Source organism: Pseudomonas sp. LB3P58, from assembly GCF_054897895.1.
The window spans coordinates 3234812-3259799 of record NZ_JBUBVE010000001.1; the positions used below are offsets into that span (position 1 = coordinate 3234812).

Below are 24988 nucleotides of genomic sequence, written 5' to 3' on the forward strand. Positions count from 1 at the left end.
CGGCTCACCGTTTTGGAAAGTCTCGCCAGGCTTGCCAGTCAATGCCGGCAATCCCCCGTGGTTGCAGCTGTTCGCGCCAGACACTGGTCTGGTGCTGCAACTGCTCAGGTGACGCGCCGGCCCAGGATTCTGTGGCATCCAGTTGCGGCTCCGTGCTTTGCGCCAGGCGAAACTGCAGATCAGGCCAACGTTGGGCGATCTGTTCTGCCATTCGTGCGCTGTTTTTCGGGTTACGGGTGTAGATCATCAAGCTGACCTGACGCACGCCCGCCTCGGGAAGCGCGCACGGCAGACAGGTTTTTCCGGGTTTTGCCTCAGCGAACCAGCGATGGTGGCTGGAAATCTCTACCGGCCAAGGGCTGGCTGCGGAGGCGGCGCGCAAGGTGTCGAGCAAGTCTTTCACGCGCTGATCCGGGACCGGCACGCCCAGTTGTTCGAGTTCCAGGTCCAGGTGCAGGCTGGTGAATGAAAGCCCCTTCAGCTTGGCCAGTAAATCGGTGAGCTGATGGCGGTCCTGCGGTTCGATCCAGGCCGAATCGCCGAGCAACAGGCTGACTTGCACCCCCTTGCCGGCCGCGTCCTGCAGCAATTGCTCCAGCCGTTGGCGCGTCGTTGCAAGGTCTTTCAACTGGGCGGACTTGAGGCCAAGGTAGATCTTGTCCATCCCGGCTTTACGCAGTTGCTCGAGCTCCGCCTTACGTTGATCGGGATCGAGCAACGCTTCGCTGTCCCAGACATAGCTGGCCTGGGACCATTGGCTCGACGGCGCCCCCACCGCCTGAACCGAAAGGGGTTGTGCGGCCAGTATCGTCGGGGGCAACGACAGCGTCAGCAGCAGAAGTATCGATCGCATAATCAAAACCTCGTGGCTCGTTTAAGCACCCACCACGGTGCCATAGAGCTTTCTTCGTGGCCCCGGCGAAAGATCTCGTTGAGCATGGCCACTGCGCTCCAGCACCGCAGGAGTAGCATGAACAGCGGAAAAAAAGGCACCAACAACCCCAGGACCATGTCCTTTGCAGGTCGGTCGGACACCATCAACAACATGGCGCTGAACAACATCGCGGTGATCGTCAGGTACAGCGCATAAATCAGTACAAACAGAAACAGCAGCGTCTTGCCCGGCAGAACAAACAACGCCAGCAAGGTGTAGCTGAAGATGAGGAACGGCAGCACCAGCTGAAAAAAGAAGCCGCTGAGCAGGATCATCAGAAAGGTCGGCCAGCCCAACAAGTTGGGGTTGATGTTGCGGTTGTGCTTTCTGATGTACAGAAAAAACAGGTCGCCATCCCAGCGCAAGCGCTGCATCAGAAACTGACTGAGCGTCGACGGTGCATCGGTGTGTCCAATCGCTTCCGGTTCGAAGGGAATCCTCAAGTCGTGTCGCTTGAAGTAACTCTTGATGCGCAACGTCAGGTCCAGATCCTCCGCGGTGTGCGTGTTCCAGCCACCGATTTTCACCAGAAAGCTGCGGCGGAATGCCCCGAAGGCCCCCGAGACGTTATTGACCAGGTTCCATTCGGCCAGACCGATTTTCGACATGTGGATGGACAACAGGTATTCCAGCGCCTGCATTGCGGTCACCCACGAAGCCCAGACATTGCGCACTCGCAGGCTACCGGCGACCGCAGGCACCGACGGGTCCGCGAAATGGCGCACGATGGAGCTGACCATGTTGTTGTCGAAGGACGTGTCACCGTCGAGCGCCATCACGATTTCACCGCTGGCAAGCGACAGGCCGGCGTTCAACGACGACACCCGCCCGCCCCTCTGCCACTTGGCAATCGGGCGCAAATGACGCCGGGGGTACAACTGCGGATCCACGTTGAAACTGCGCACGGCGCTGAGCGTCGGCTGGTTCACCGTGGCCCCGTCCACCACCGGAATCATCTCGATGTGGCCGGGGTACGTCTGCTCGCACAGGCTTAACAGCGTGGTCTGAACGTCCATCCCTTCGCTGTAACAGGTAATGATGCAAGAGACCTTGGGCCGATAGAGACTGATCTTCGGTACACGGGTGCGCCGACGTGTGAACCAGCGCAAAACACCCAGCATCACCATGATCATCAGGGGCAATTCAAAGATCAGAAACAAAGGGAAAAGCATGAAAAACACCCGGCTCAAACCATCCGGTCCCATGATCCCGCTGAGTGCGTTGAGGAGTTGCTCCAGGAAAGGGCTCATGGCGGTCACGCCAACTCACTGGCCAGACGGGCCAGTAGTAGTTCGCCATCTTCCTGCTCGAGCAGATCCTGGGGCGCCGTGATGCTGACGACACGCAAGGAAATGTCGCTGACCTCCGGTGCTGAAAACAACTCGGCGACCCGGCTCAAGCGTTGTTTGACGGTTTCCAGGCCGTTGCCATCGGTATGGGGAAGCATGATCCAGAAGTACTCTTCGGTACTTCGAGAGCAGCGGTCTGTATCCCTGACGGTTTCCTTCAATCGCTCAGCCACGCTATCGATGAAGGCATGGCCGTGGTGTTCACCCAGGCGAGTCAACGTACCGGCCAGGTTGACGAAGCGCAGACCGAGCAGTGAGAAGGCAGGCGACTGGTAGCGGCGTACGACCTGCATCTGCCAGGTCAGCAGGTCATAGAAATCCTTGCCGCCTAACAGATTGAGTCGACCGAAGTGATGGGCCTTTTGATCGCTGAACTCCTGGCGGCAGCGGAAACGGCCGGCCTCGGCCAGGCGGAAATCTCTGACCTCGCGTACTCGCAACTTGTCAGGCGTGTGTGACAGGCCGCAGTCCAGGCAGCGCGCCTGCACGTCGGCATCGACAAAAAACGCCTGACATGACCGACAGCGATAGTTCTCCATCGGGCGGTCGTAATCAGTGCCGATATGGCGCAACCGGTTCAAGCAGTTGGGGCACAACAACACCCCGTCTTTGAGAAAGGATTCCTGTGGCCCCACATGCCCACAGGTAAAGCAGTGCAATGAAGGCTGCCGTGAAATGTCCAGGGCCTGACATTCGGCACACACATCAATGTAATTGAGCCGGCCCGAGCCACACTCCGAACACAGGCGAACGCGATCGACCAGAACCCCCTCTTCCAGCCAGTCCTGCTGCACCATCAAACTGAGCCAGACAAACGAGTTGACCTGCTCGTTATCAGCCAGGGCGTCCAGCAACGGATAACGATAATGCTGAGGCACCTCCGGGTCTCGAAGGGCATAGATGTGGGCGTTGTCGCGCAACCACAACCATGAAAGCACCCGACTTTCAAAATGCTCGGGGGCAGAACCCTGTTTGAACAACCTGTAGCGTTCTCGCCACACCCCCCAGAGGGCTCTTGTTTCGCTGGAATCGACAGGGCATGCGCCATCACCCAAGGCTTCACACCAGCCGTTCTGATCACGGCAGCAGTAAATGAGGCTGTAGCGATAAGGGGGAATGGCGCGCAACTTTCGAAGCACCCGCCCGGCATAAACCGCTGGCAGGTCCAGCAGCAGGACATCAAAGGCGGGTGCAGCCAACAAGCGGCCCATTTCGGCGAAGTGCTCAAGCTCCGGAAGATTCAAGCTTGGAACTCTATTACCCAGTATCGCAATCCGTGGAGTTGGAGTCGGCATGACGCATGGCCTCTGCAGACAGGCAAGTACGATTAAAAGGAGTTAGAAACACTAGCACCGCATCAGAAAAACGTCAGCATTATTATGAAGTTATTTTTTGATATATAGACCGCCAATATATCGCCATTGATTTTAATTGGATCCCGCCTTGTTCATCGAGTTTCGGCGCGATAACGCGCCTTATCACCAGAAAAAATAATTACTTATATTTCATAAAGTTATACACACTAAGTAACTTAATCATTACAGCTATACTCACTACTAGTTAATGGCCACCATTGATAGCGTTGCGCCATTTAATGGTATCAGCAGTTAATTCCCATTTGCGACAAATGGCTTTAGCTACCGTCTGGACATTAACAAGTTCAAAGTATTTTTATACCAAAATTACTCACTTATAGAACCAGAATAATCATGCAATAGTTACACGAGTGAAACATCCCTGTTTCAACAATGAACAATAGATCAAATCTGCCAACTTTCTTACTCGGCACAAACCTCCCGAAGGCAACCCCGCAACCAGCGATGCACAGGGTCGGCATCCAGCCGCGGATGCCAGAGCATGGCGACGGTGAATGCCGGCAAAGACAACGGCAGTGCAAAGCTGTGCAGGCCGGCGCGCAGGCTGGCAGTGTGGCGTTCGGGAACGCTGGCGATGAAGTCAGTCGCTCGGGCGAGCGCCAGCGCAGTGGAGAAGCCTGCAACGATTGTTGCTATGTGCCGATCCAGTTCCAGGAGCTCAAGGGCTTCATCAATGGGCCCCTTGTCGAGCCCCCGCCGAGAGACGCTGATATGGCTGCCCGCCGCATAACGCGCGGGGGTTATCTCGCCTTCGCTCAACAGATGCCCCATTCGCACGACGCCAATAAATCGATCCCGAAACAAGCCCTGGGTACGCAACTCCGGGCCAGCGGCTGTCCCCACCACACCCGTTTCCAGATCGACCGTGCCGTCGCGCAGTGACGCACTGTCTTTGTCGGGTTTGTGCATAAAGCGCAGCCGCACGCCAGGGGCCTGCTCGGCGACGCGGGCAATCAGGTCCGCGCCAAAATTCTCGACAAAGCCTTCACTGGTGCGCAGCGTGAACGTGCGGCTCAGCTGGCTGAGGTCGGGTTGCTCGGCAGGCCGAAGGACCGCTTCGGCGTCCTGCACCAGTTGGCTGACCCGCTCGCGCAGTTCGAGCGCTCGCGGAGTGGCAACCAGCCCCCGCCCGGCCCTGACCAACAGCGGATCGCCGGTGGTTTCACGCAATCGCGCCAATGCCCGGCTCATGGCCGACGGGCTCAGGCGCAAGCGCTTGGCGGCGCGTGCCACGCTGCCTTCGGCGAGCAGCACATCAAGGGTGATCAGCAAGTTGAAATCGGGAGTGGACATGCGGCGCCCCGTGGCAGAGTGATATGGCGTTGAACGCACGTATCAAGTGCAAACGGTGCGCCTTCCGCCATGTTAGGCCGGGGCGTAGATTTCTGATAGCTCCGCTTCGGGAGTGGCCAGAAAAGAGGAACAGCATGAAATCAATCAGTGCAGTCGCAGAGCGTGCACAACAGACACCGTCGGTTCGGTGGGCGCTGGCCAGTCTTTCGCTGTCGATGTTGCTGTCCTCGCTCGGCACCAGCATCGCCAATGTGGGTTTGCCGACCTTGGCCCAGGTGTTCAACGCCTCCTTCCAGCACGTGCAGTGGATCGTCCTCGCCTACCTTCTGGCCATTACCACCCTGATTGTCAGTGTCGGTCGGCTCGGTGACATCACTGGCCGTCGGCGGCTGCTCTTGACCGGCATCGGCTTGTTCACCCTGGCGTCGGCCCTGTGCGGCTTTGCGCCCACGCTCTGGCTGCTGATTGGCGCCCGGGCGCTGCAGGGAATCGGTGCGGCAATCATGATGGCGCTGACCATGGCCTTTGTCGGTGAGACGGTGACGAAGGCAAAAACCGGCAGCGCCATGGGCTTGCTCGGGACGATGTCGGCGATTGGCACCGCGATGGGGCCGTCGCTCGGTGGCCTGCTGATTGGCGGGTTTGGCTGGCGGGCGATCTTCCTTATCACCGTACCGCTGGGCTTACTGACGTTAGTGCTCGCGCATCGCTACTTGCCCGCCGATCGCCAAAAGCCCAAGACCGATCGCGCCGGCTTCGACCCGCTGGGCACGCTGCTGTTGGCGTTGACGCTCGCCGCTTATGCGCTGGCCATGACCCTTGGGCGAGGCAGTTTCGGTCCGTTCAACATCGCCTTGCTGTTGGCGGCGGGCGGCGGCGCCTGCCTCTTTGTATTCACCGAGGCTCGAGTCACCTCACCGTTGATTCGATTGGCGATGTTCCGTGATCCCGTGCTCAGTGGCAGCCTCGCCATGAGCCTGCTCGTCGCGACAGTGATGATGGCGACGCTCGTGGTCGGCCCCTTCTATCTCGCGCATGGGTTGGGGCTCGATGCCGTTCTGGTTGGACTGGTCTTGTCAGTCGGGCCGTTTGTCGCGGCACTGACGGGTGTGCCCGCCGGCCGGATTGCCGACCGCTTTGGCGCCCAACGCATGACCCTCGCCGGGCTCATCGCCATGGCGACCGGGTGTCTCACGTTATCGGTATTGCCAGAGACGTTCGGCATCGGTGGCTACCTTTTGCCGATGGTCGTGATGACCCTCGGCTATGCCCTGTTCCAGACAGCCAACAACACGGCGGTCATGGCGGATGTTCAGCCGGACCAGCGAGGCGTCATCTCCGGCCTGCTCAACCTGTCGCGCAATCTGGGACTCATCACGGGGGCGTCCGCCTTGGGCGCGGTGTTCGCGCTCGCATCGGCCTCGGTCGACATTGCAACGGCGCGACCCGAAGCGGTTGCCAGCGGTCTGCGGATCACCTTCGCCGTGGCGCTGGTGCTGATCGCTGTCGCACTGGCCATCGCGTTGGGAAGCCGCGCGCTGGCAGTGCGTCGTGACCGTCGGTAAGTCGACAGGTCGTTTACTTTTTCAGCACGACCAGTGGCGTGTCTTTTTTCACAATGTACGTCGCCAGCTCAGACGCTTTGTTCGCGCCGATATTCTTCGCGACGTGCGCAGTGCCTGCGGGGATGTACAAGGAATCGCCAGCCTTGAGCGTTACAGGAGGCTGACCCTCGAGTTGATATTCAAACGTGCCCTCGATCACGTGGGCCACTTCCACCCCGGGATGAGAATGCTTGGGTGATACCACACCCGGCTCAAAATCAACGAGAACCTGGATCACTTCACGCCCCGCGACATCGAGATCCTGGCGCAGCAGATCGGTACGGTGAAGACCCGCCTGCCAGCTTTTTGCTGGAGGCGCCTCTTGTGCTTGAGAGAGACCCGCGAAGGCGGTGAGTGCCGCGGCAACGGCGACGCCGAGCATGCCAGCAGAAATACGGCGGTTGAAACGGGACATGGCATTTCTCCAATCAGTGCGCGGGAATGCGCGCGGAGCTTGCCGCGGATGCGGTGGCTCTATTTGGAGGCCGCCGTGTATCGCGCAAGTGTCGCCAATGCCCTGGTTTTGTAAGCGAAGGTAGCTGCAGGTGCGCGGGATACGTTCCGATACAAACAGATCCTGCGGACACGAAAAAGCCCGCACAAGGCGGGCTTCGTAAATCGAGTAGGTGGCCGGCGCTGGTCTCCGGCTTACAAGGTTTATCAGGCCTCCCACAGAACAGTTTTGTGCTGTCCTGCTTCACACGGCATAAGGGCTGGATCTCAGCGCGGAGATCTTTCTAACCGTGTACCCTTCGGAACGCGCCCCACGTTTCCTCGCCATCCGCTTGCGCATCAGTCTGCGTCTTCACCTACATCTTCAAGAGTAGTCCAAAGTCCAAAGCGCAAGGCGGGCTTTTTAGAACGATTTTGCCCTTTGGGAAGCGCGGCAGGATGGAAAAACACTAACTCCAGTGACACACCTCACTGGGGCCAATGACGACCGGGCCTTCATCGAGGCAAGGTTGCTACGGGCTGATCAGTGTTTACTCATCAGGCCATGCAGAACGCCGAACCTCAGACCCGGCTCGGAAGGCGTCATCTGCGAGACACCAAACACCTTGAATGCCGCCAGCATGAGCACCAGACCGCCTGGCAAGATGCTCTGGCGATGGGTTTGCAAGCCCGCCAGGCCGAGCTGTTTGACATGCCCCACTTCAAGCAGGCGCAACGACAAACGCAACAGGCCGCTGTAGGTGATGCCGCTTTCGCCATCGTCGTTCAACCCGTTGGCCTTGAGGACTTTGGCCAGCATCCGTGCGGTGCCTGAAGAGCCAATCACCTGCTGCCAACCCAGCGCGCGATAACGACGCGCCACTTTTTCAAATTGTAGAGTGGCTACGCGCTCAGCTTCCAGGAGCGCCTGAGCCGTGATACAGCCACCCTGAAAGTAGCGTGCGCCGAAGTTGCCGCTGCCTATGGCAATACTCTCGGTCATCAAGGGCTGAGCGCCCTGCCCCAGAATCAATTCAGTGGACCCGCCACCGATATCCACGACCAGTCGCCTGTTTTCGGTACCGGGTATCGTATGGGCAACACCGGCGTACACCAGTCGGGCCTCTTCATGCCCAGAGATGACATCAATCCGAAACCCCAGGTGCCGCTCCGCGCTGGCTAAAAACAGTTGCGCATTGTCGGCTTCACGGACGGCGCTGGTCGCCACCGCCCGCACTCGACCGGCCTCGAAGCCGCGTAACTTTTTGCCAAATCGCGCGAGCGCTTGCCATCCCCGATCCAGAGCCAACTCGTCCAGCGCGCCACCTTGAAACCCCTCTGCCAAACGGACAGGTTCACGCAGGGTTTTCACTTCCTGGATCACGAACCCCTTACGCCCTCGGACTGACTGGCCGATCATCATGCGAAACGCATTAGAACCAAGGTCAATGGCTGCAAATAGAGAGGCGTCTCCTTTCATGGGGCGATTCCTTGCAAGCTGAGCGCGCTAGGCGGTTTGCGAGGATCTTGCCATGGGGTCGATGACGCTAAGATGACACCCGCTGCCCTTTACGAATGAGCAGACATCAGGATCGCGGGTCTTGAGGATGTGATCTTCGAAGGACGCAAAAAATCTGTCATCGTGCTGTAACCTTCGACAGCCATACTCAGGCTATACAACGCGTGCTTGTTCTTCTGCTGCCCCTTTAGGCGGCTTTTTTTTGCCTGATGATTTTGGCAGCCGTTTTGACAGATCGACCAATTGGATCTCTGCTTTTTCGAGAGCGGTTGCCGCGCAGTCTTGCCAAACCTTTTCCAGCGGACGCAGGTCGGATTCGATCAGCGCCTTTTGGCACCATTGATAATGGTCATGCCAGGCGCCCAAAGCCGATTGCAGTGCCTTGAGCGCACTCGCAGCTTTACGCGAAAGCGGTGAAAGACTGGGAAACGCTTCCGTGAGGTAGCGCGTTCGCTTTACCAGAATTCTCAACTCGTGCCGATCAAACCCAACGTCATCCACAGCCGCATGCAGCCGGTCAATCTGCTTTCTCAGCGCTTTTTCGATTTGAGGCTGGATGTGTTTTAAACCGCCGCTGACTTCAACTGAGCGAAAAGTGGAAGGCCACATATCCAATTGAATGAACAGGTTCTTGAGGGCCGGGCTTTTTAGAATCCTGGAGTAGTGAGAAGCCAAGCGCGCTTTTCTGGGTTGAACCAGGCCAGGAAAGCCCCTGTCCTCCAGTTCCTGAATCATCACCTCCAGATCGCGAGCTGGTGTAGTCAGCCTTCCCACTTCAGCCGCAGCATTATTCAGAGCCACCACCGCGCTCAGGGTGCGCATCGGTCGAAGCAAACTCCTGATACGCCTCACGGCGATCCGGAGATCATGCAAAGCTTCGCTATCAGTTCGTGCCTCCAACCGAGCACGGGCGTGATACAGGGCAACCTGAAGCGCCAGTATCTCGGCAACGAACTTGTCGACGAACGCCATTGGGTCATCTCATTGAAACGGAATTGACACGAGCTTAGCACTGGCCAGTGCGTTCGACCGGTCTTGCATTAAATCAGTGCCCCTTGTGTGGTCGCACCTGACACTCCTTCCAGACCTTGCGTATCAACTCCTTGAGCATCAACGCCTCGGCCCAACGATCGGTAATATCGCCTCCGTCGGCACCCGTAATTGCATACGGCGGTGGGCCGAGTTCACAGGTGAAGGACAGGCTGGCGGGTGTGTTCGGTCGGGCCAGCCAATCCTCGATCCCATAGCGCCACCAGCCGAGGAAACGCTCCAGCCAGGGTCGATGCTGGGCGAAGCTCAACGGCACCTGGACCTGTTCGCCGTTGGCGACGCGACCATGGAAACCCCAACTGTGACGCAGGATGGTATGGATCTGCTCGTCGTCCTCGGCGGTGGCCAGCTCTGGCAGTTCGCGGCCCACGACATAGTGGGACAAGTCGGCCAACAGTTTGAGATCGGGCATTTCAGCGAGGATGTCGAGGGTGAACAACAGGTCGCTGGTGAGGCGATAACGGTGGGTTTCCAGCAGGATCGGAAAGTCCACCTGTTCGGCCAGTCGCTGCCAGCCTTCGATCAACTTGATCGCTTGCGTCAACGTACGCGGCCGGACGTCGGCTTGCAGCGTGAGGTGGTGGCAGCCGTAGCAGGAAGCGACATCAATCGCCGCCGCCAGATCATCCACCGTGCGGGGGAACAGCTGACCTTCGATTTGCAGGCCCTGCGCCTTGGCGGCGGCACTCAGGCGTGCCGCATGTGGCGCGACCCAGAAATGGTCGGTGATCCCATCGAAGCCGGCGGCGGCGATTTTCTCCAGCTGCGCTTCCATGGGAAGGTCGCATTGGCCATGTTGATTTTGCATGGCCCACAGGGACTGAAATACCAGAAATTCACGCATGTCAGCTCCTGAGCAGTTGTTTGAGCGGCACACCGGCATCGGCCAACGCGTCCACCGAGAGGGGGTTATGGTTGGCGATCAGCCTCTCGCACAATTTGATGTCCTTCGCGACGCTATTGCCCTGGCCCCAACCGCAAGCACCTTGCAGACGTTGCTCGGCATCGAGGTAGAACAACAGGAATCCGCCATCCGGGGTTGCCCGGCTCGCCGTGGGTTCGGCGTTCGAAATCACGCCCACGATCTGCAATCCCCAGTCGTACTGATCAGACCAAAAACCGGGAATGACCTCGAAAGGTTGCTCGCCGCCCAAGAGATTCAGGGCGGCGTGATGGCCTTGGGTCTCGGCGTTGCGCCAGGTTTCCTGACGCTGGAAAACCCCTTGCGGGTGCAGCTGAAATTCACAGACATCGCCCGCCGCAAAGATGTCGAGCGCGCTGGTGCGCAACTGAGCATCGACACGGATGCCCTGCCCGACCTCGATCCCAGCGGCTGCGGCCAGTTCAATGTTGGGTTGCATGCCGATGCCCACTACCACCAGGTCGCAAGGCAGAGGCTCGCCGTCGACCAGTTGCACCGCCTCGACGCAAGCGTTGCCTTGCACCGCCTCAATGACCACGTTCAAGCGGACATCCACGCCCTGGCGGCGATGCAGTTCCAGCAGGACACTGGACAGTTGCTCCGGCAACACCCGCCCCGCAAGGCGCGGTCCGGCCTCAAGCAAGGTTACCGAGCACCCCAAGGCACGGGCAGTCGCGGCGACTTCGAGTCCGATGAAACCACCGCCGATGATCACCAACCGAGCACCGGGCCGCAACGAAGCGCGCAGTGCCAACGCTTCGTCATGGGTCCGCAGATAAAGCACGTTGCCCAGATGTTCGGGCATAGAGCTCAGTCGCCGCGAGCGCCCTCCCGTCGCGAGCAACAGACGCGCATAGGCCAGCCAGCTACCGTCGGCCAACTGCAGACGATGCTGCTGCGGGTCCAGGTTTTTCACCGGATTGCCGGCCAGGTGTTCGATGTCCAGTTCGGCGAGTCGAGCGCTGTCGCACAAGCTGTAGCCCGCCAGATCTACCGTGCCCTGCAACAATCCCTTGGACAGCGGCGGACGTTCATACGGAGGGTGGGACTCGTCGCCTATCAGAATCAGGCGACCGCTATAACCTTCAGCACGCAGGGTCAGCGCGGCGCGGCCACCCGCATGCCCGGCGCCGACGATGACCAGTGGAGCATTGGTAGAATTCATGGCACAGACTCCCTGCAATTAAACCGTAATGGCGAGCAGGACACGCCCCGCCTCGACCCGCACCTGATAGGTCTTGAGGTTGACGCACACCGGTGCGCCAAGGGCTTTGCCGGAGCGGTAGTCGAAACGCCCGTTGTGCTTGGGGCACTCGATGACATGCTCCATCACCAGGCCATCGGCCAGGTGAATGGATTCGTGGGTGCACAGGCCTGCGGTGGCGAAGAACTCGCTGTCGGCGGAGCGGTAGACGGCATAGGTGTGCTGGCCATGGTTGAAACGAATGACATCTTCTTCATTAATCTCGCCCACGGCACATACATCGATCCATTGATCGGTCATGGCGTTTTCTCTTGTTAGGGGTACAGACAGGACGGTGTCAGGCCGGCGTTACTTCAGCTTCCGCCCGGGCGGTTGCGGCAGGCTCTGCGCGTTGTGGCAAAGGGCGACGGATGAAATAAGTCGGGTCTTTGCGCTGCTTCCAGATGGTCGGGAGGATTTCTTTGAAGGCCTCGAACAGGCTGGTGTAAGGCGGCGGGCAGTCGTGGCGAATCTCTTCGTGAAGCTGCGCCAGCGCATGAAAAGGCACCATCGGATACATGTGATGTTCGAGGTGATAGTTCATGTCGAGGTACATAAAGCGCAGCACTGGGTTCATGTAAATCGTGCGGCAGTTGCTGCGGTGATCGAGTACGTCTTCAGCAAGGCCGACATGCTGCGTCAGGCCGAACAGGTAGGACAGCCAGCCGCCGTAAAGGGTTGGCAGACCGATAAACATCAGCGGCAACCAGCTTTGCAAATACAGTGCAGTGCCCACGACAAGCCCATAAATCACCAGCCAGACGCGCGCGTCCCTCACCACCTTGGGCCACTCGGATTCCGGGATGAACGTCTGCTCTTCTTCATCCATCCGCCCCATTGCATGCCGGCAGACTGACCCCATCGTCTTCAACGCGTAAGGCATCCTGAACAGGCTCAACACCATATTGATCAGGCTCGGCGGACGCGGCTCGACGATCTCAGGATCGCGGCCGACGATGATGGTGTCGGTGTGGTGCCGCGCGTGGCTCCAGCGCCAGACCTGGGGTTCGAACATGAACATGAAGCTCGACAGCTGGTAGACCGCATCATTCATCCAGCGGGTTTTGAACGCCGTACCGTGACCCGCTTCGTGCCAGCGGGCATTGGACGCCGTGCCGTAAAGCAGCCCATAGACGAAGAAGAATGGAACGCAGGCCCAAGAGCCCCAGAACCAGTAACCGCCTAAGCCGGTGACGACCATCGACAGCAACCAGATCGCGGTATCGCGCAAGGCCGGGCCGTCCCGGCGCTGCATCAGTTCCTTCATGCGTTTACGGGAAATGGGCGATTGGTACCAGTTGGCCGACACCAAGCCTTTTTGCGCCGCTTTGGCGGCTTCGGGACCGATCAATCGATAATCCCGAGGCACGGGTTTACCGCGGTGTTCATAGGCTGCGTTTTGTTCAGGCATTTTATTGTTCTCCGCAAGCTTGATGGTTTCAGGCACTTTTCGACGCGGGATCACATCGTTGGAGAAAAGATAGAGAGCCCAATGATTACCCTCAAGCCCTTGAATACATTCCCTATCAAGCTATCATCCAGGCCCAGCAAGGCTTGATAGTTTTCTATCAAGGCGTTTTCGGGACCCGCCATGACCAACACTAAACGCCCCACCATCGCCACGGTCGCCGAGCACGCTCACTTGAGTGTCGCCACCGTCGACCGGGTACTCAACGCCAGGGCGCCGGTCAACCCGGCCACTGCCGAGCAAGTATTCCAGGCCGCCGAAGCCGTTGGTTATTTCGCCGCCAGGCTGATCGGTCAGCGGATCCGCGAACGGCGTCCCAGCTATCGTTTCGGCATCCTGCTGCTCGGTACTGCCCAGGCGTTCTATTCCAATGTTGCCGCCGCCATTACCGAGGCGGCGCAGCGTCAGACCGGCGCCAACCTGAGCTGTCAGTTCGAGTACGTATTCGATCGCACACCGAGCGCCATCGTTGCTCAGATCGAACAACTGGCGGTGCAGTGCGATGGCCTGGCGGTGGTCAGCTTCGCTCACCCGCTGATCAATGCCGCCATCGCCCAGATCAGAGAGGCCGGCGTGCCGGTGATCGCGTTGCTGTCCAACATCGATGAGGCCGCGAATGAGCCTTACGTCGGCCAGGATAATCATGAGGTCGGCCGCACCATGGGCTGGCTGATGGCTCACACCTGCGGTGCGCGCAAAGGCAGCATCGGGGTCCTGCTCGGCGGCCACCGTTTTCTCGGCCATCAGGCGCGAGTCGAAGGGCTGCGCAGTTACCTGACGGAACACGCACCGGGGTTGCGGATGCTTGAAGCGGTGATCAACCTGGACAACTGCGACATCACCGAAGAAGCGACGCTGGAACTGCTGGCACGGCATGACGATTTGCGGGGTTTGTGCGTGGTCGGCGGTGGCGGCGACGGGATCATCAGTGCGCTGTCGCAGTTACCGAAGCGGCCGTCGCTGTGCTGCATCCTGCAGGAATCGACCGAGCTGTCGCGCCAGGCTTTGTCGCAGGGCTTGATCAGTTTGCTCATCGATTCCCAGCCGCGATTGTTGGCGGCGGCGCTGGTCGACTTGCTGGTGGAATTGCAGACCGCGCCGGACTTCGATCCGGCCCGGCATCGCATCCATATTCCCTTGCAGATCGTCACGTCAGAGAATGCCCGGCCCTGAACGGAAAGCCTCGGCACTCAGTCCGAACCGATTCATTTTGTTGTACAGCCCGCCACGAGAAACGTTCAGCTGTTTGGCGGCCAGGCGGATGTTGCCGCGGGTATCCTTCAGGGCCGCAATGATCGCATTCATTTCATGGGCGCCAAGGTCCAGGGCGGCCCGGGGTTCGGGCACATTTCCCGACGCTGACGGCCGCTGCCTTTGCTTGATTTCAAGCGGTAGATCACCCGGCTGGATCAGTTCGGTAACGGCCAGGTTGGTCGCCCGTTCAATGGTGTTTTCCAGCTCGCGAACATTACCCGGCCAGTGGTAGGCCGACAGAATATCCAGTGCCTCTGGCGAGATGCCCTGCACCGACTTGCGCAGGGAGCGGGCGCAGCGGCTGAGAAAATGTCGCGCCAGCAACGGCACATCGTCCCGGCGCATTCGCAGCGGCGGAACCGTCAGGTTCAGGACGTTGAGCCGGTAGTAAAGATCCTCGCGGAAGGCACCCTCGGCCACTGCTTGGCTCAGGTTACGGTGAGTGGCGGCGATGATGCGAACGTTCACCTGCTGCGATTTTTTCGCGCCAACGCGTGTCACCTCGCCTTCTTGTAAGACGCGCAGCAGGCTGACCTGGGCATCAAACGACATGTCACCGATTTCATCGAGAAAGATCGTTCCGCCATCGGCCAATTCGAACTTCCCGGCAGAGCCTCCGCGCGCCGATCCGGTGAAGGCGCCTTCGACATGACCAAACAGTTCGCTCTGCACCAGATCTCGCGGAATGGCCCCGCAATTGACGGCCACGAAAGGACCGCTGCAACGGTCACTGGCGTTATGAATCGCCTGAGCGAATAGCTCTTTGCCGGTACCGCTTTCACCCAGAATCAGCGTGGTCGAATCACTGCGACTGGCAATCCGCCCCAGGTGCAATGCATCCTGTATCGCTCGCGAACTGCCCTGAATGGTCTCGAAGGTGTAACTGGCCTGGGTGCCGATGATTCGCCGGGTAATTTCCCGGATGCGTCGGTTCTCCCGCAACGAGACGATGCGTCCACCCTGCTCCAACGAGCACACGGACACCAGGCACGCCAGTTGACTGCGATCATGCAATTCAAACGTGCAGTCCAGGTCCCGTAGCCCTTCCCCGCCGCGCAGCAGAATCTCATCGGTCAGTTCACTCTGGCCCAGACGCTGGAACGGGCTGCCCAGCAGATCCCGGCCCACGCGGAACAATTGGCGGGCATAACGGTTGAGCGCCTTGATGCAGCCCCGCTCATCCAGCACCACCAGTCCTTCGTTGAGGACTTCAAGCACAGTTTGTTGCTCTTCCAGCAATGCTTGCAGCGCCATCTGCCGCGAGACCGCTTCGGCCGCTGCCTGCACGGTGCCCAGCGTATGAAAATGAAACCAGCCCGGCTCTGCGGTCAGGGTCAGCATGGCCTGTGTCCGGCCCTGCGCATCCCGGATCGGCGCAGCAGCACAATGCATGCGCCGCCGACGCAGGCCGATCCCGAAGTTTTCCTCGGCCAGCACATACACCAATCGGTCTTCGGCAAGCGCCAGCCCCGTGCAGTTGGTGCCCTGCACCGACTCCAGCAGCCGGCTGCCCACCGGCGTGAGATCGAGGCCGCAGAAATACAGCGTCGTCCCTTCGGCATCGGTCAGATTGATATGGCCCCGGGGGTTGTAGGCCAGCAACCCGCGCATGACCTCCGCCGCCGCCGTGATCAACACACGATTGGCCGCCAGTGTTGCGGTCAGCACGTCGGGGCTGACAAATCGGTACTGACCATCATCAGGGTCGAGGCCGGCACTGACGCTGCGTAGCCAGGAGTCCCAAATCACCTGCCTGACCTCGGCAGGTCGATCGGTGCGACCGTTCAGACACGCCAGCCAGGCCTGCTCCAGCTCAGCGATCGGTCCTTCGTTCAGCGACGCCGGACCGAGCGCCGTAATGTAATCGAGGTCTTGCACGCTGAAGGCCATTGGCTGTGGGATCACCATTTGCTCCTATGTTCATATTTTCGACATGTCAGTATAGACATGTCATAAAAATGAACACTTATTACAAACACCTTTAAATATTCCCTTAAGTATCAATGATTTAAATATTGGCACAGCCCTTGCTCCCTGCTTTGTACCAGCGAGGACATTCCTGCTGTCGAGTCATTGAACAACAATAAAAGGGAGTCATTTCATGAGTACGTCCAAGATCATCCGCCTGGGTCTCATCGGTGCTGGCCGCATGGGCAGCTTTCACGGCCTGACTGCCGCCCGGCACATTCCCGGTGCCTGTCTGGCCGCCATCGCCGACCCGACACCCGGCCAGGCCGCCCGCCTCGCGGCAGAGTTGGGTGTGCAGCGGGTCTATACCGATCCACAGCAATTGCTCGATGACCCGGAAATCGACGGCGTGTTGATCGCTGCCCCAGCCCGCAGCCACGCCGAACTGGTGATCAGTGCAGCCCGCGCCGGCAAAGGCGTGTTTTGTGAAAAACCCATGGCCATCACCCTCGACGAGGCCGACCGCGCCATCGCCGCCGCTGCCGACGCACGGGTGACGCTGCAAGTCGGTTTCAACCGGCGCTTTGCCAAAAGCTTCCGCACGGCTCATCTGGACGTGGTCGCCGGTCGTATCGGTACGCCGCAACTGCTGCGCTCGCTGACGCGCGACCCGGCGCTGAACAATCCGGCCGCCTCGCCGCAGTGGGTGATTTTCCTCGAAACCCTGATTCATGACTTCGATACCCTGCGCTACCTGAATCCCGGTGCCGAAGCGGTCGAGGTTTTTGTCATGGCCGATGCGCTGATTGCACCGGACTTCAAGGACAAGGGCTTCCTCGACACCGCAGTGGTGACAATCCGTTTCGACAACGGCGCCATCGCAACGGCCGAGGCCAATTTCCAGGCGGTCTATGGCTACGATGTTCGGGGGGAAGTGTTCGGCAGCGCGGGCATGCTGACCATGGGCAGCGTCAATGAGTCTGACCTGGTTCGCTATTTGGCCAATGGCATCCAGGCCGACACCCAGCGCCTGGACACCGACCTGCTGCGTGATGCGTATGTAGCCGAACTCAACCACTTTGTCGACTGCCTGCGTACCGGCGAAAAACCACTCGCCAGCGGCGAAGATGCCCGGGCGGCATTGGCCATTGCCCGCGCGTGCATCGAGTCCTTCCAGCAAGGCAAAGCGGTGCGCGTGCAAGGAGCCCGCTCATGAGTTTCATACCGTTCAAACTGGCGATCAGTGCCGAGATGGTCTTCCTCGACCTGCCGTTCACCGAACGCGTCAAACAGATTCACGCGTTGGGCTTCAGCGCCGAACTCTGGGACTGGACGCAGAAAGACATTCCAGCCCTTGTTGCCACGGGTGCTGACTTCACCTCCATGACCGGCTACATCTCGGGCAACCTGACCGATCCCGACGACATCCAGCACCTGCTCGACAGCGCACGGGAATCTCTAGCCGTCGCCGCCCAACTGAATTGCCCGAGCCTGAACCTGCATGGCACCGGCCTGGGCGACAAAGGCTTGCCAGTCAAACCCGTGGCCCTTACCACTGGACGCATGTGGTTGAGCGCCTGCAAGACCCTGGAAAAAATCGCCCGTCTGGGCGAAGAGGCAGGCCGGGTATTCTTGCTGGAGAACCTCAATACCGAAGTGGACCACCCCGGCACCCCGTTCGCTCGCGCCGACGATACCCTGGCGTTGATCGAGGCCGTTGGCAGCCCGCATTTGAAGATGAACCTGGACCTTTACCATGCGCAGATCGGCGAAGGAAACCTGATCGAACTGATCCAGCGCGCAGGCAGCGCCATCGGGGAAATTCAGGTCGCCGACGTCCCCGGCCGCATGGAACCGGGCACCGGTGAAATCCATTATCCGGCCATTGCCAAAGCGTTGTTTGGCATGGGATACACCGGAGTCGTCGGGCTCGAGGGCTGGGCCAGTGGCGACAGCGAAGCGGCACTCGAACGCTTCCGACAGGCCTTCACGCTGGATTGAGCCTTAAGCGACGCACTCTTTGTAGCAGCTGTCGAGCCTGCGAGGCTGCGTTCGGCTGCGAAGCAGTCGTGAATCCGGCTGATGCGGTCTGTCTGATACACCGCAAGTTCTGGTTTGACGACTGCTTCGTCCGAACGCGGCCCGAACCGAACGCAGCCTCGCAAGCTCGACAGCTGCTACAGATCGCATTACGGCTTGACTGACTGAACTTGATGAATTTCAACTCATAACAAAAAAGGAAAACCATCATGCGTCGTTGCACACTGCTTTTTGCCACGCTGTTACTACTGTTCAGCCAATGGGCCGCCGCCAGCTATCGCATCGGCGTCAGCATTGCCAGGGTCGATGACAACTTCATGACCTACGTGCGCAGCGGCCTGGAAGAGGCCGCGAAAAAGGAGAATGTCCAGATCCAGTTCGAGGACGCCCAGGGTGATGTGGTTCGCCAGCTCAATCAGGTCGAGGGCTTCCTCAGCCAGAAAGTGGATGCCGTCATCGTCTTGCCGGTGGACACCGCCGCCACCGCCAACATGACGCGCGCCGCCGTCGAGGCGAAGACACCGCTGGTCTACGTCAACCGCCACCCGGATGAGCGTGTCCTGCCCAAAGGCGTGGTCACGGTGGCGTCCAATGACATTGAGGCCGGGCAACTGCAGATGCGCTATCTGGCCGACAAGCTGGGGGGCAAAGGCAACATCGCGATCATCATGGGCGACCTGGCGCAAAACTCCACGCACGACCGTACCGAAGGCGTCAAACAGGTACTCAAGGACTATCCGGGGATCAAGATCGTCGAACAACAAAGTGCCGAATGGCAGCGCAACAAAGGGATGGACCTGACCAGCAACTGGCTGCTGGCGGGCACCAGTTTTGATGCCATCGTTGCCAACAATGACGAGATGGCCATCGGCGCCGCCATGGCATTGCAGCAAGCCGGCAAAGCCAAGGGCGAGATTGCGATTGTCGGTATCGACGGCCTGCCCGACGGCCTGGCGGCCATCAAGCGCGGGATGCTCGTCGCCTCGGTATTTCAAGACCCCAAAGCGCAAGCGACGAGCGCGCTGCAAGCGGCCATCAAAATGATCAAAGGGGAGCCGGTCGAGACGGATGTCTGGGTGCCCTTCCAGCTGATCATGCCGGAGCAAGTGGCCGTGTTTGAGCAACGCTACAAATAGCGTCAAACAGGCGCATGACCTGCCGACAGGACGTCAGCAGGTCAATCGCGTCGCCGTTTACAGGTCGGTGATTTCCTTATGGCGCGGCACCAGCGCCTTCATCACGCTCCACGCCACCAGATAGGCCAGCGCACAGATGGCAAACATGATCATGTAGCCGGTATGGATATCGCCGATCAGTTTGTAATGGTCGATCACCCAACCGCCGGTCTTGGTCATCACCACGCCGCCCAAGCCGCCGGCCAAACCGCCAATGCCGACCACCGACGCGATGGATTTTTGCGGGAACATGTCAGACACGGTGGTGAAGATGTTGCACGACCACGCCTGGTGCGCCGATGCGCCGACGCCGATCAGCAGCACCGGCACCCAGAAACTGATGTAACCGAATGGCTGCGCCAGCAGCACCAGCAGCGGGAAGAAGGCGATCACCAGCATGGCTTTCATACGGCCGTCATACGGCGCATCGCCGCGTGACATGAAATAGCTCGGGAACCAGCCGCCGCCGATGCTGCCCACCATGGTCATGCTGTACAACACGGCCAGTGGTAACACGATGGCCTGGCCTTTCATGCCGTATTGCGCCGACAGATAGGTCGGAAGCCAGAACAGGAAAAACCACCAGACGCCGTCGGTCATGAACTTGCCGAAGGCAAAGGCCCACGTCTGGCGGTAGGTCAGCAACTTGAACCACGATACTTTTTTGGCAGCTGCACCCGAGTCTGTGCCGGTGAGCGCTTGTGCGCCCTGATCGCTGCGGATGTAGGCCAGCTCTTGCACCGACAGACGCTTTTGCTGCTCAGGTTTTTCGTACAGCGCAATCCATACCGCCACCCAGACGAAACCCAACGCACCGATCACGATGAACGCCGCTTCCCAGCCCCATATACCGGCGATCAGCGGCACGCAGATCGGTGCCAGGACCGCGCCCACATTGGCGCCGGAGTTGAAGATACCGGTGGCGAAGGAACGCTCCTTCTTCGGGAAATATTCGGCGGTGGCCTTGATCGCAATCGGGAAGTTACCCGCTTCGCCGATCGCCAGCACGGCGCGCGACAGCATGAAACCTGCGATCGAAACCGGGATGACGGCAAGGCCCAAGGCGCTGCTGATGCCGGCAATACCCTCGCCCATCGGCACCGCAAAGGCGTGCATGATCGCGCCGGTCGACCAGATGCCGATCGCTACCACATAGGCGGTCTTGGTGCCGATCTTGTCAACGAAGCGGCCGGCGAACAGCATGGAAATCGCGTACACAAACTGAAAGACGGAGGCGATGTTCGCGTAATCGGTGTTACTCCAGCCAAATTGCGTCGACAGATCCGGCGCCAACAGACTCAGTACCTGGCGGTCCAGGTAATTGACGGTGGTGGCAAAAAACAACAGCGCGCAAATCGTCCAGCGGTACTTGCCGACGGCCTGGCCGATTCGTTGCGGATTGATGGGCTCGTTCAGATTCATGGCATCACTTTATTGTTGGATTATGGTGATGATCTCTCGGTTTCAAGCGAGATCGATTGTGTCGTAGAGCATCGCCAAAACGCGATGAGTCCACACCACTGTATTGCGGGCTCGAAAATGGGTACTCCATGCTCAGTGGCTGGAGTCGGACATTTGGCAAGAGCTATCGGGCGTTTGGTGGGACAGTCGTATGCAACAGGCCTGACTGTGGGGATGGGCAAGCAGTCAAGGTCGAACCATAGGAAGCGGCATTCAGGGCGATGCGCGGGCGGGTTGTGTTCATGATAGGCCGACACTCTTTTTTATTTTTAGGGTTCAACAGTCGGTGATCGTCTGTCGTCGTACAACTGCGCCTTTTATATCGAGTTCACTACCGGGCTGTCAATCTGAAAAAACAGCCGTTCGTCTCGACAAAGGCTGCTCGATAGAAATTCGATCAGGTCCAGAGGACGTAGTCTGTGGGCCAGTTAGCGCTGGGATGTATCGGGTGTTGTCAGCGAGATATGAAGGTTTTGAAGATTAAACATTGTTGTACGACAACGCACTTAAAAAGCTCATGACGAGAGACATCGATAGCAGTCATCTCGTCAGAGTGGTTTTCGACTGCCAGGTCGGCGAAGACGGATCAGGATTTCGCAGCCGGTTTGGTGCGAGCGGCCGCTGTCGATGTGTTGAGCGCCACGGCAGCGAGAATGAGCGCCTTCAAGGCTTTCTCATCGGGCGTGTCGCCCTCATGCAAATCAATGGCACGTCGGGTGTTGCCTTCGAGGCTGGCGTTGAAAAGGCCTGAAGGGTCGTCCAGCGAGGCGCCCTTGGCGAACGTCAGCTTCACGACCTGCTTGTAGGTCTCACCGGTGCAGATGATTCCGGCGTGCGACCACACTGGAACGCCCCGCCACTTCCATTCCTCGACCACGTCGGGGTCGGCCTGCTGGATGAGCGTTCGGACCCGAGCGAGCGTCTCGCCTCGCCAATCGCCCAGCTCCTTGATTCTCGCGTCTATCAGCTGAGTGGCCGAAACGCCTCCCTCTTCTTCCTTTGCACCGACCTGCTCTTTCTTCATGGTGGTTGTCGCCTGCTTCATGAGGGTGTCCAAAACCGGGCTTTACAGCGTTTTTTGACTGTTGCCGAGGGTCTTGGCCTTTTCGATCCCCCAGTCAAAGGCAGCCTCCATGTCCAGCAGATGCGGTTTTGGATCATGGTCCTCAAAAATGGCCGTGCCGTCCGGCCGGTAAACACCGATGAACATCCCCAGTGAGCCGTCCTTCAAGATCTCGGTTTTGACCTCGATCTTGCATCCGTTCGACAGCGTTTCCTTGTGGTGCATATGGCGTTCAGTCATGGCTGCATTTCTCCCGTCGTTGAAGTCCGAGTAGCACATTTACCCATTGGCCATGTTAGCTCAGTACGGCCCACTCAAAGGCCTGCCAGGACAGCGGCGTAATGCCACCTATACTAGAAGCCACCGCCCCCACGGGGTCTGCACTCCCAACAATAAAAAGCAGAGGTGGAACATGGTCTGGCAGCAAATCTACGATCCGTTCGGTAACCCGATACTTTCAACCCTCATGGCAGCAGTGCCGGTCGTGGTGATGTTGGCAGCCCTGGCGTTTTTCCATGTCAAGGCGCATCTGGCCGCATTGATGGCCCTCGCGTCTGCACTGGTGATCGCGATCTTCGCCTTCGGCATGCCGGCGAACATGGCTGGCTCGGCCGCACTTTACGGCGCCGCCAACGGCTTGCTGCCCATAGGCTGGATTGTGCTCAACATCATCTTCCTGCATCGGCTGACCACCGAGAACGGCTCGTTCAAAGTGCTGCAGGATTCCCTGGCGCGCATCACAGACGATCGACGCCTGCAACTGCTGCTGATTGCCTTCTGCTTCGGTGCTTTCTTCGAAGGGGCTGCCGGATTCGGCACGCCGGTGGCGGTGACCGGGGCGATTCTGATCGGGCTGGGCTTCTCGCCTCTGGCCGCGTCTGGCCTAGCGTTGATCGCCAACACCGCGCCCGTGGCGTTCGGTGCGCTGGGCACGCCGATCATCACCCTGGCCAAGGTGACCGGGCTAGATGAAATGGAGCTGTCGATGATGGTCGGCCGGCAATTGCCGTTCTTCTCGGTGATCGTGCCGTTCTGGTTGATCTGGGCCTTCGCCGGCTGGCGCAAGATGCTGGAAATCTGGCCGGCGATTCTGGTGGCCGGGGTCAGTTTCGCCGTGCCGCAGTTCCTGGTGTCCAACTACCACGGACCGATGCTGGTGGACGTGATCGCCGCGCTGATTTCCATGGCCTGCCTGACCGGCTTCCTCAGGGTCTGGAAACCGGCCACCGTGCACACCTCCGCCGCGCTGTCCGGGCGCGTCGACAACTCCAAAATAGCCGAAGAGCATGACGAAAAACCCGTCGCCAGCGCGACCTTTGCCAGCGATGCCAAGCCTGCGGTAATGCGCGCGTGGATGCCGTGGATCATCCTCACCGTGTTCGTGTTTGCCTGGGGCACCCAGGGTTTCAAAAACATGTTCGATACCCGCCCGGCGATTGATCCGGCCACCCACTCGGCCAAGCTCGACCCTCAAGGCAAACCGATGCGCGAAGCAAACCCGATCTTCGCCCCGGTCGTGACGTTCACCACGATTCACCAGCAGATCGAGAAGGTTCCGCCGGTGGTGCCCGCGCCTAAAACCGAGGACGCAGTCTACAAGTTCACCTGGTTCACCAGCACCGGTAGCGGCATCCTGCTGTCGGCGATCCTCGGCGGGTTGCTGATGGGTTATTCCATTCCTCAACTGATCCACCAGTACCTGCGAACGCTGTGGGTGGTGCGCTATTCACTGATCACCATTACCGCCATGCTCGCCCTCGGTTTCCTCACCCGTTATTCGGGTCTGGACGCGACCATGGGCCTGGCCTTCGCCGCGACGGGCATTTTCTACCCCATGTTCGGCACCCTGCTCGGCTGGCTCGGCGTGGCGTTGACCGGCTCGGACACGGCGTCCAACGTGCTGTTCGGCGGCTTGCAACGGGTGACCGCCGAGCAACTGGGCCTCAGCCCGGTGTTGATGGCTGCCGCCAACAGTTCCGGCGGGGTCATGGGCAAGATGGTCGACGCGCAGTCGATCGTGGTGGCCTCGACCGCCACGCGCTGGTATGGGCATGAGGGGGAGATCCTGCGTTATGTGTTTTTCCACTCGATCATCCTGGCCATTCTGGTCGGTGGTTTGGTGACGTTGCAGGCGTATGTGGCGCCGTTCAGTCATATGGTTGTTGGGGGGCATTGATTGATGTAGTTCGGGGTGGGATGGGATGGGGGGCATATCCGTTTCTGCGGTGATGGCGACTTAGGGTTCCGCCCTGACGGCGGGTCACTTGGAAAAGCGCCAAGTAACCAAACGCTTTTGCCCCTGACGTACGGTGCCTCGCCTTGGCTCGGCATGCCCTCGCTCCGGTCCTGCTCCGTGGGCCCGCCGCCATCGGCCATCCATGGCCGGGGGCGGCTACCGCGGCATCCTTGCCGCGGTGCCCACTGCGCAGAACCTGCGCTCGGCCTTCCGACGGGGCAGATCAAGATCAAGAGCCAACGCGAGGCGGCCTGATAGCCGACCTGATGTCTGTCAAGGTCATTGGCGGTGGACACTTATGTCATGCCTGCCAAAAATCCAACTGTGGGAGCGAGCCTGCTCGCGAAGGCGGACTTACATTCAACATTGATGTCGACTGACAGGGCTTCATCGCGAGCAGGCTCGCTCCCACAGGGGGAATGCGTACGCTTTGAAGAGACAGGCCGGCCGGGAGGCCGCCTCGCAGTGTTTTTGCGGTACTCGCCCCCTCGAGAGGCCGAGTGGAGGTTCTGCGCAGTGGGCAACCCGGCATGGATGCCGGGTTAGCCGCCCCCGGCCATGGATGGCCGATGGCGGCGGGCCCACGGAGCAGGACCGGAGCGAGGGCATGCCGAGCCACAGCGAGGCACCGAACGAAAGGGGCAAGAACCCTTTGGTTACT

Annotated in this window: 21 protein-coding genes; 6 read left to right on the forward strand and 15 right to left on the reverse strand. The window is 59.5% G+C overall.

Annotated elements, in window-relative coordinates:
* Positions 1-4: 4 nt before the first annotated feature.
* From ACYZTZ_RS14950 to ACYZTZ_RS14965, 4 genes are all read right to left on the reverse strand, one after another.
* Positions 5-853, reverse strand: a complete 849-nt coding sequence (locus tag ACYZTZ_RS14950; RefSeq protein ID WP_461998766.1) for a hypothetical protein — start codon at positions 851-853, stop codon at positions 5-7.
* A gap of 2 nt (positions 854-855) precedes the next feature.
* A complete protein-coding gene (locus ACYZTZ_RS14955) occupies positions 856-2184 on the reverse strand; it encodes a glycosyltransferase family 2 protein (RefSeq protein ID WP_461998767.1) in 1329 nt (442 codons plus the stop codon).
* A 5-nt stretch (positions 2185-2189) separates the two neighbouring features.
* Entirely contained in the window at positions 2190-3527 is a 1338-nt protein-coding gene (locus ACYZTZ_RS14960) for a TackOD1 domain-containing metal-binding protein (RefSeq protein ID WP_461998768.1), read from the reverse strand.
* A gap of 534 nt (positions 3528-4061) precedes the next feature.
* The gene (locus ACYZTZ_RS14965; RefSeq protein ID WP_461998769.1) at positions 4062-4952 is read right to left on the reverse strand and encodes a LysR family transcriptional regulator; all 891 of its coding nucleotides are present in this window, start codon (positions 4950-4952) and stop codon (positions 4062-4064) included.
* 134 nt (positions 4953-5086) lie between these two features.
* Between ACYZTZ_RS14965 and ACYZTZ_RS14970 the strand changes: the two genes are divergently transcribed.
* Positions 5087-6517, forward strand: coding sequence for an MFS transporter (locus ACYZTZ_RS14970; RefSeq protein ID WP_461998770.1), 1431 nt, complete (start codon positions 5087-5089; stop codon positions 6515-6517).
* Positions 6518-6530: 13 nt separating this feature from the next.
* Here ACYZTZ_RS14970 and ACYZTZ_RS14975 read toward each other — a convergent pair whose 3' ends face one another.
* From ACYZTZ_RS14975 to ACYZTZ_RS15005, 7 genes are all read right to left on the reverse strand, one after another.
* Positions 6531-6971, reverse strand: coding sequence for a cupin domain-containing protein (locus ACYZTZ_RS14975; RefSeq protein WP_461998771.1), 441 nt, complete (start codon positions 6969-6971; stop codon positions 6531-6533).
* Between the two features lie 561 nt (positions 6972-7532).
* A complete protein-coding gene (locus tag ACYZTZ_RS14980; RefSeq protein ID WP_461998772.1) occupies positions 7533-8468 on the reverse strand; it encodes a Ppx/GppA phosphatase family protein in 936 nt (311 codons plus the stop codon).
* A gap of 192 nt (positions 8469-8660) precedes the next feature.
* Positions 8661-9479: a CHAD domain-containing protein gene (locus ACYZTZ_RS14985; protein ID WP_461998773.1), complete on the reverse strand. Its 819-nt coding sequence runs from the start codon at positions 9477-9479 to the stop codon at positions 8661-8663.
* Positions 9480-9552: 73 nt separating this feature from the next.
* Complete coding sequence (locus ACYZTZ_RS14990; RefSeq protein WP_461998774.1) at positions 9553-10401, reverse strand: sugar phosphate isomerase/epimerase; 849 nt, start codon at positions 10399-10401, stop codon at positions 9553-9555.
* Between the two features lies 1 nt (position 10402).
* Entirely contained in the window at positions 10403-11644 is a 1242-nt protein-coding gene (locus tag ACYZTZ_RS14995; protein ID WP_461998775.1) for an NAD(P)/FAD-dependent oxidoreductase, read from the reverse strand.
* Between the two features lie 18 nt (positions 11645-11662).
* Positions 11663-11983: a MocE family 2Fe-2S type ferredoxin gene (locus tag ACYZTZ_RS15000; protein WP_461998776.1), complete on the reverse strand. Its 321-nt coding sequence runs from the start codon at positions 11981-11983 to the stop codon at positions 11663-11665.
* Between the two features lie 37 nt (positions 11984-12020).
* A complete protein-coding gene (locus ACYZTZ_RS15005) occupies positions 12021-13133 on the reverse strand; it encodes a fatty acid desaturase family protein (RefSeq protein ID WP_461998777.1) in 1113 nt (370 codons plus the stop codon).
* A gap of 180 nt (positions 13134-13313) precedes the next feature.
* On the opposite strand from ACYZTZ_RS15005, the gene ACYZTZ_RS15010 reads away from it, so the two are divergent.
* Entirely contained in the window at positions 13314-14363 is a 1050-nt protein-coding gene (locus ACYZTZ_RS15010; protein ID WP_461998778.1) for a substrate-binding domain-containing protein, read from the forward strand.
* Here ACYZTZ_RS15010 and ACYZTZ_RS15015 read toward each other — a convergent pair.
* On the reverse strand, positions 14343-16352 hold the full coding sequence (locus ACYZTZ_RS15015) for a sigma-54 interaction domain-containing protein (protein ID WP_461998779.1): 2010 nt from the start codon (positions 16350-16352) through the stop codon (positions 14343-14345). The two genes, ACYZTZ_RS15010 and ACYZTZ_RS15015, sit on opposite strands and share 21 nt — an antisense overlap.
* Positions 16353-16545: 193 nt before the next feature.
* Between ACYZTZ_RS15015 and ACYZTZ_RS15020 the strand changes: the two genes are divergently transcribed.
* The 3 genes from ACYZTZ_RS15020 to ACYZTZ_RS15030 all read left to right on the forward strand — a co-directional run bounded on the left by ACYZTZ_RS15020 (position 16546) and on the right by ACYZTZ_RS15030 (position 19528).
* A complete protein-coding gene (locus ACYZTZ_RS15020) occupies positions 16546-17568 on the forward strand; it encodes a Gfo/Idh/MocA family oxidoreductase (RefSeq protein ID WP_223433065.1) in 1023 nt (340 codons plus the stop codon).
* Complete coding sequence (locus ACYZTZ_RS15025) at positions 17565-18353, forward strand: TIM barrel protein (protein ID WP_461998780.1); 789 nt, start codon at positions 17565-17567, stop codon at positions 18351-18353. The genes ACYZTZ_RS15020 and ACYZTZ_RS15025 overlap by 4 nt, the downstream gene beginning before the upstream one ends.
* 248 nt (positions 18354-18601) lie before the next feature.
* Positions 18602-19528 (forward strand): sugar ABC transporter substrate-binding protein, encoded by a 927-nt coding sequence (locus ACYZTZ_RS15030; protein ID WP_056745199.1) that lies wholly within the window; start codon positions 18602-18604, stop codon positions 19526-19528.
* A gap of 57 nt (positions 19529-19585) precedes the next feature.
* Here ACYZTZ_RS15030 and ACYZTZ_RS15035 read toward each other — a convergent pair whose 3' ends face one another.
* The 3 genes from ACYZTZ_RS15035 to ACYZTZ_RS15045 all read right to left on the reverse strand — a co-directional run bounded on the left by ACYZTZ_RS15035 (position 19586) and on the right by ACYZTZ_RS15045 (position 22331).
* A complete protein-coding gene (locus tag ACYZTZ_RS15035) occupies positions 19586-20989 on the reverse strand; it encodes an MFS transporter (protein WP_056745201.1) in 1404 nt (467 codons plus the stop codon).
* 625 nt (positions 20990-21614) lie between these two features.
* Positions 21615-22052: a DUF1801 domain-containing protein gene (locus ACYZTZ_RS15040; protein WP_462000678.1), complete on the reverse strand. Its 438-nt coding sequence runs from the start codon at positions 22050-22052 to the stop codon at positions 21615-21617.
* Between the two features lie 42 nt (positions 22053-22094).
* Positions 22095-22331, reverse strand: coding sequence for a hypothetical protein (locus ACYZTZ_RS15045; protein ID WP_046049268.1), 237 nt, complete (start codon positions 22329-22331; stop codon positions 22095-22097).
* Between the two features lie 172 nt (positions 22332-22503).
* Between ACYZTZ_RS15045 and ACYZTZ_RS15050 the strand changes: the two genes are divergently transcribed.
* Positions 22504-24267 (forward strand): L-lactate permease, encoded by a 1764-nt coding sequence (locus ACYZTZ_RS15050; RefSeq protein WP_461998781.1) that lies wholly within the window; start codon positions 22504-22506, stop codon positions 24265-24267.
* Positions 24268-24988: the final 721 nt, after the last annotated feature.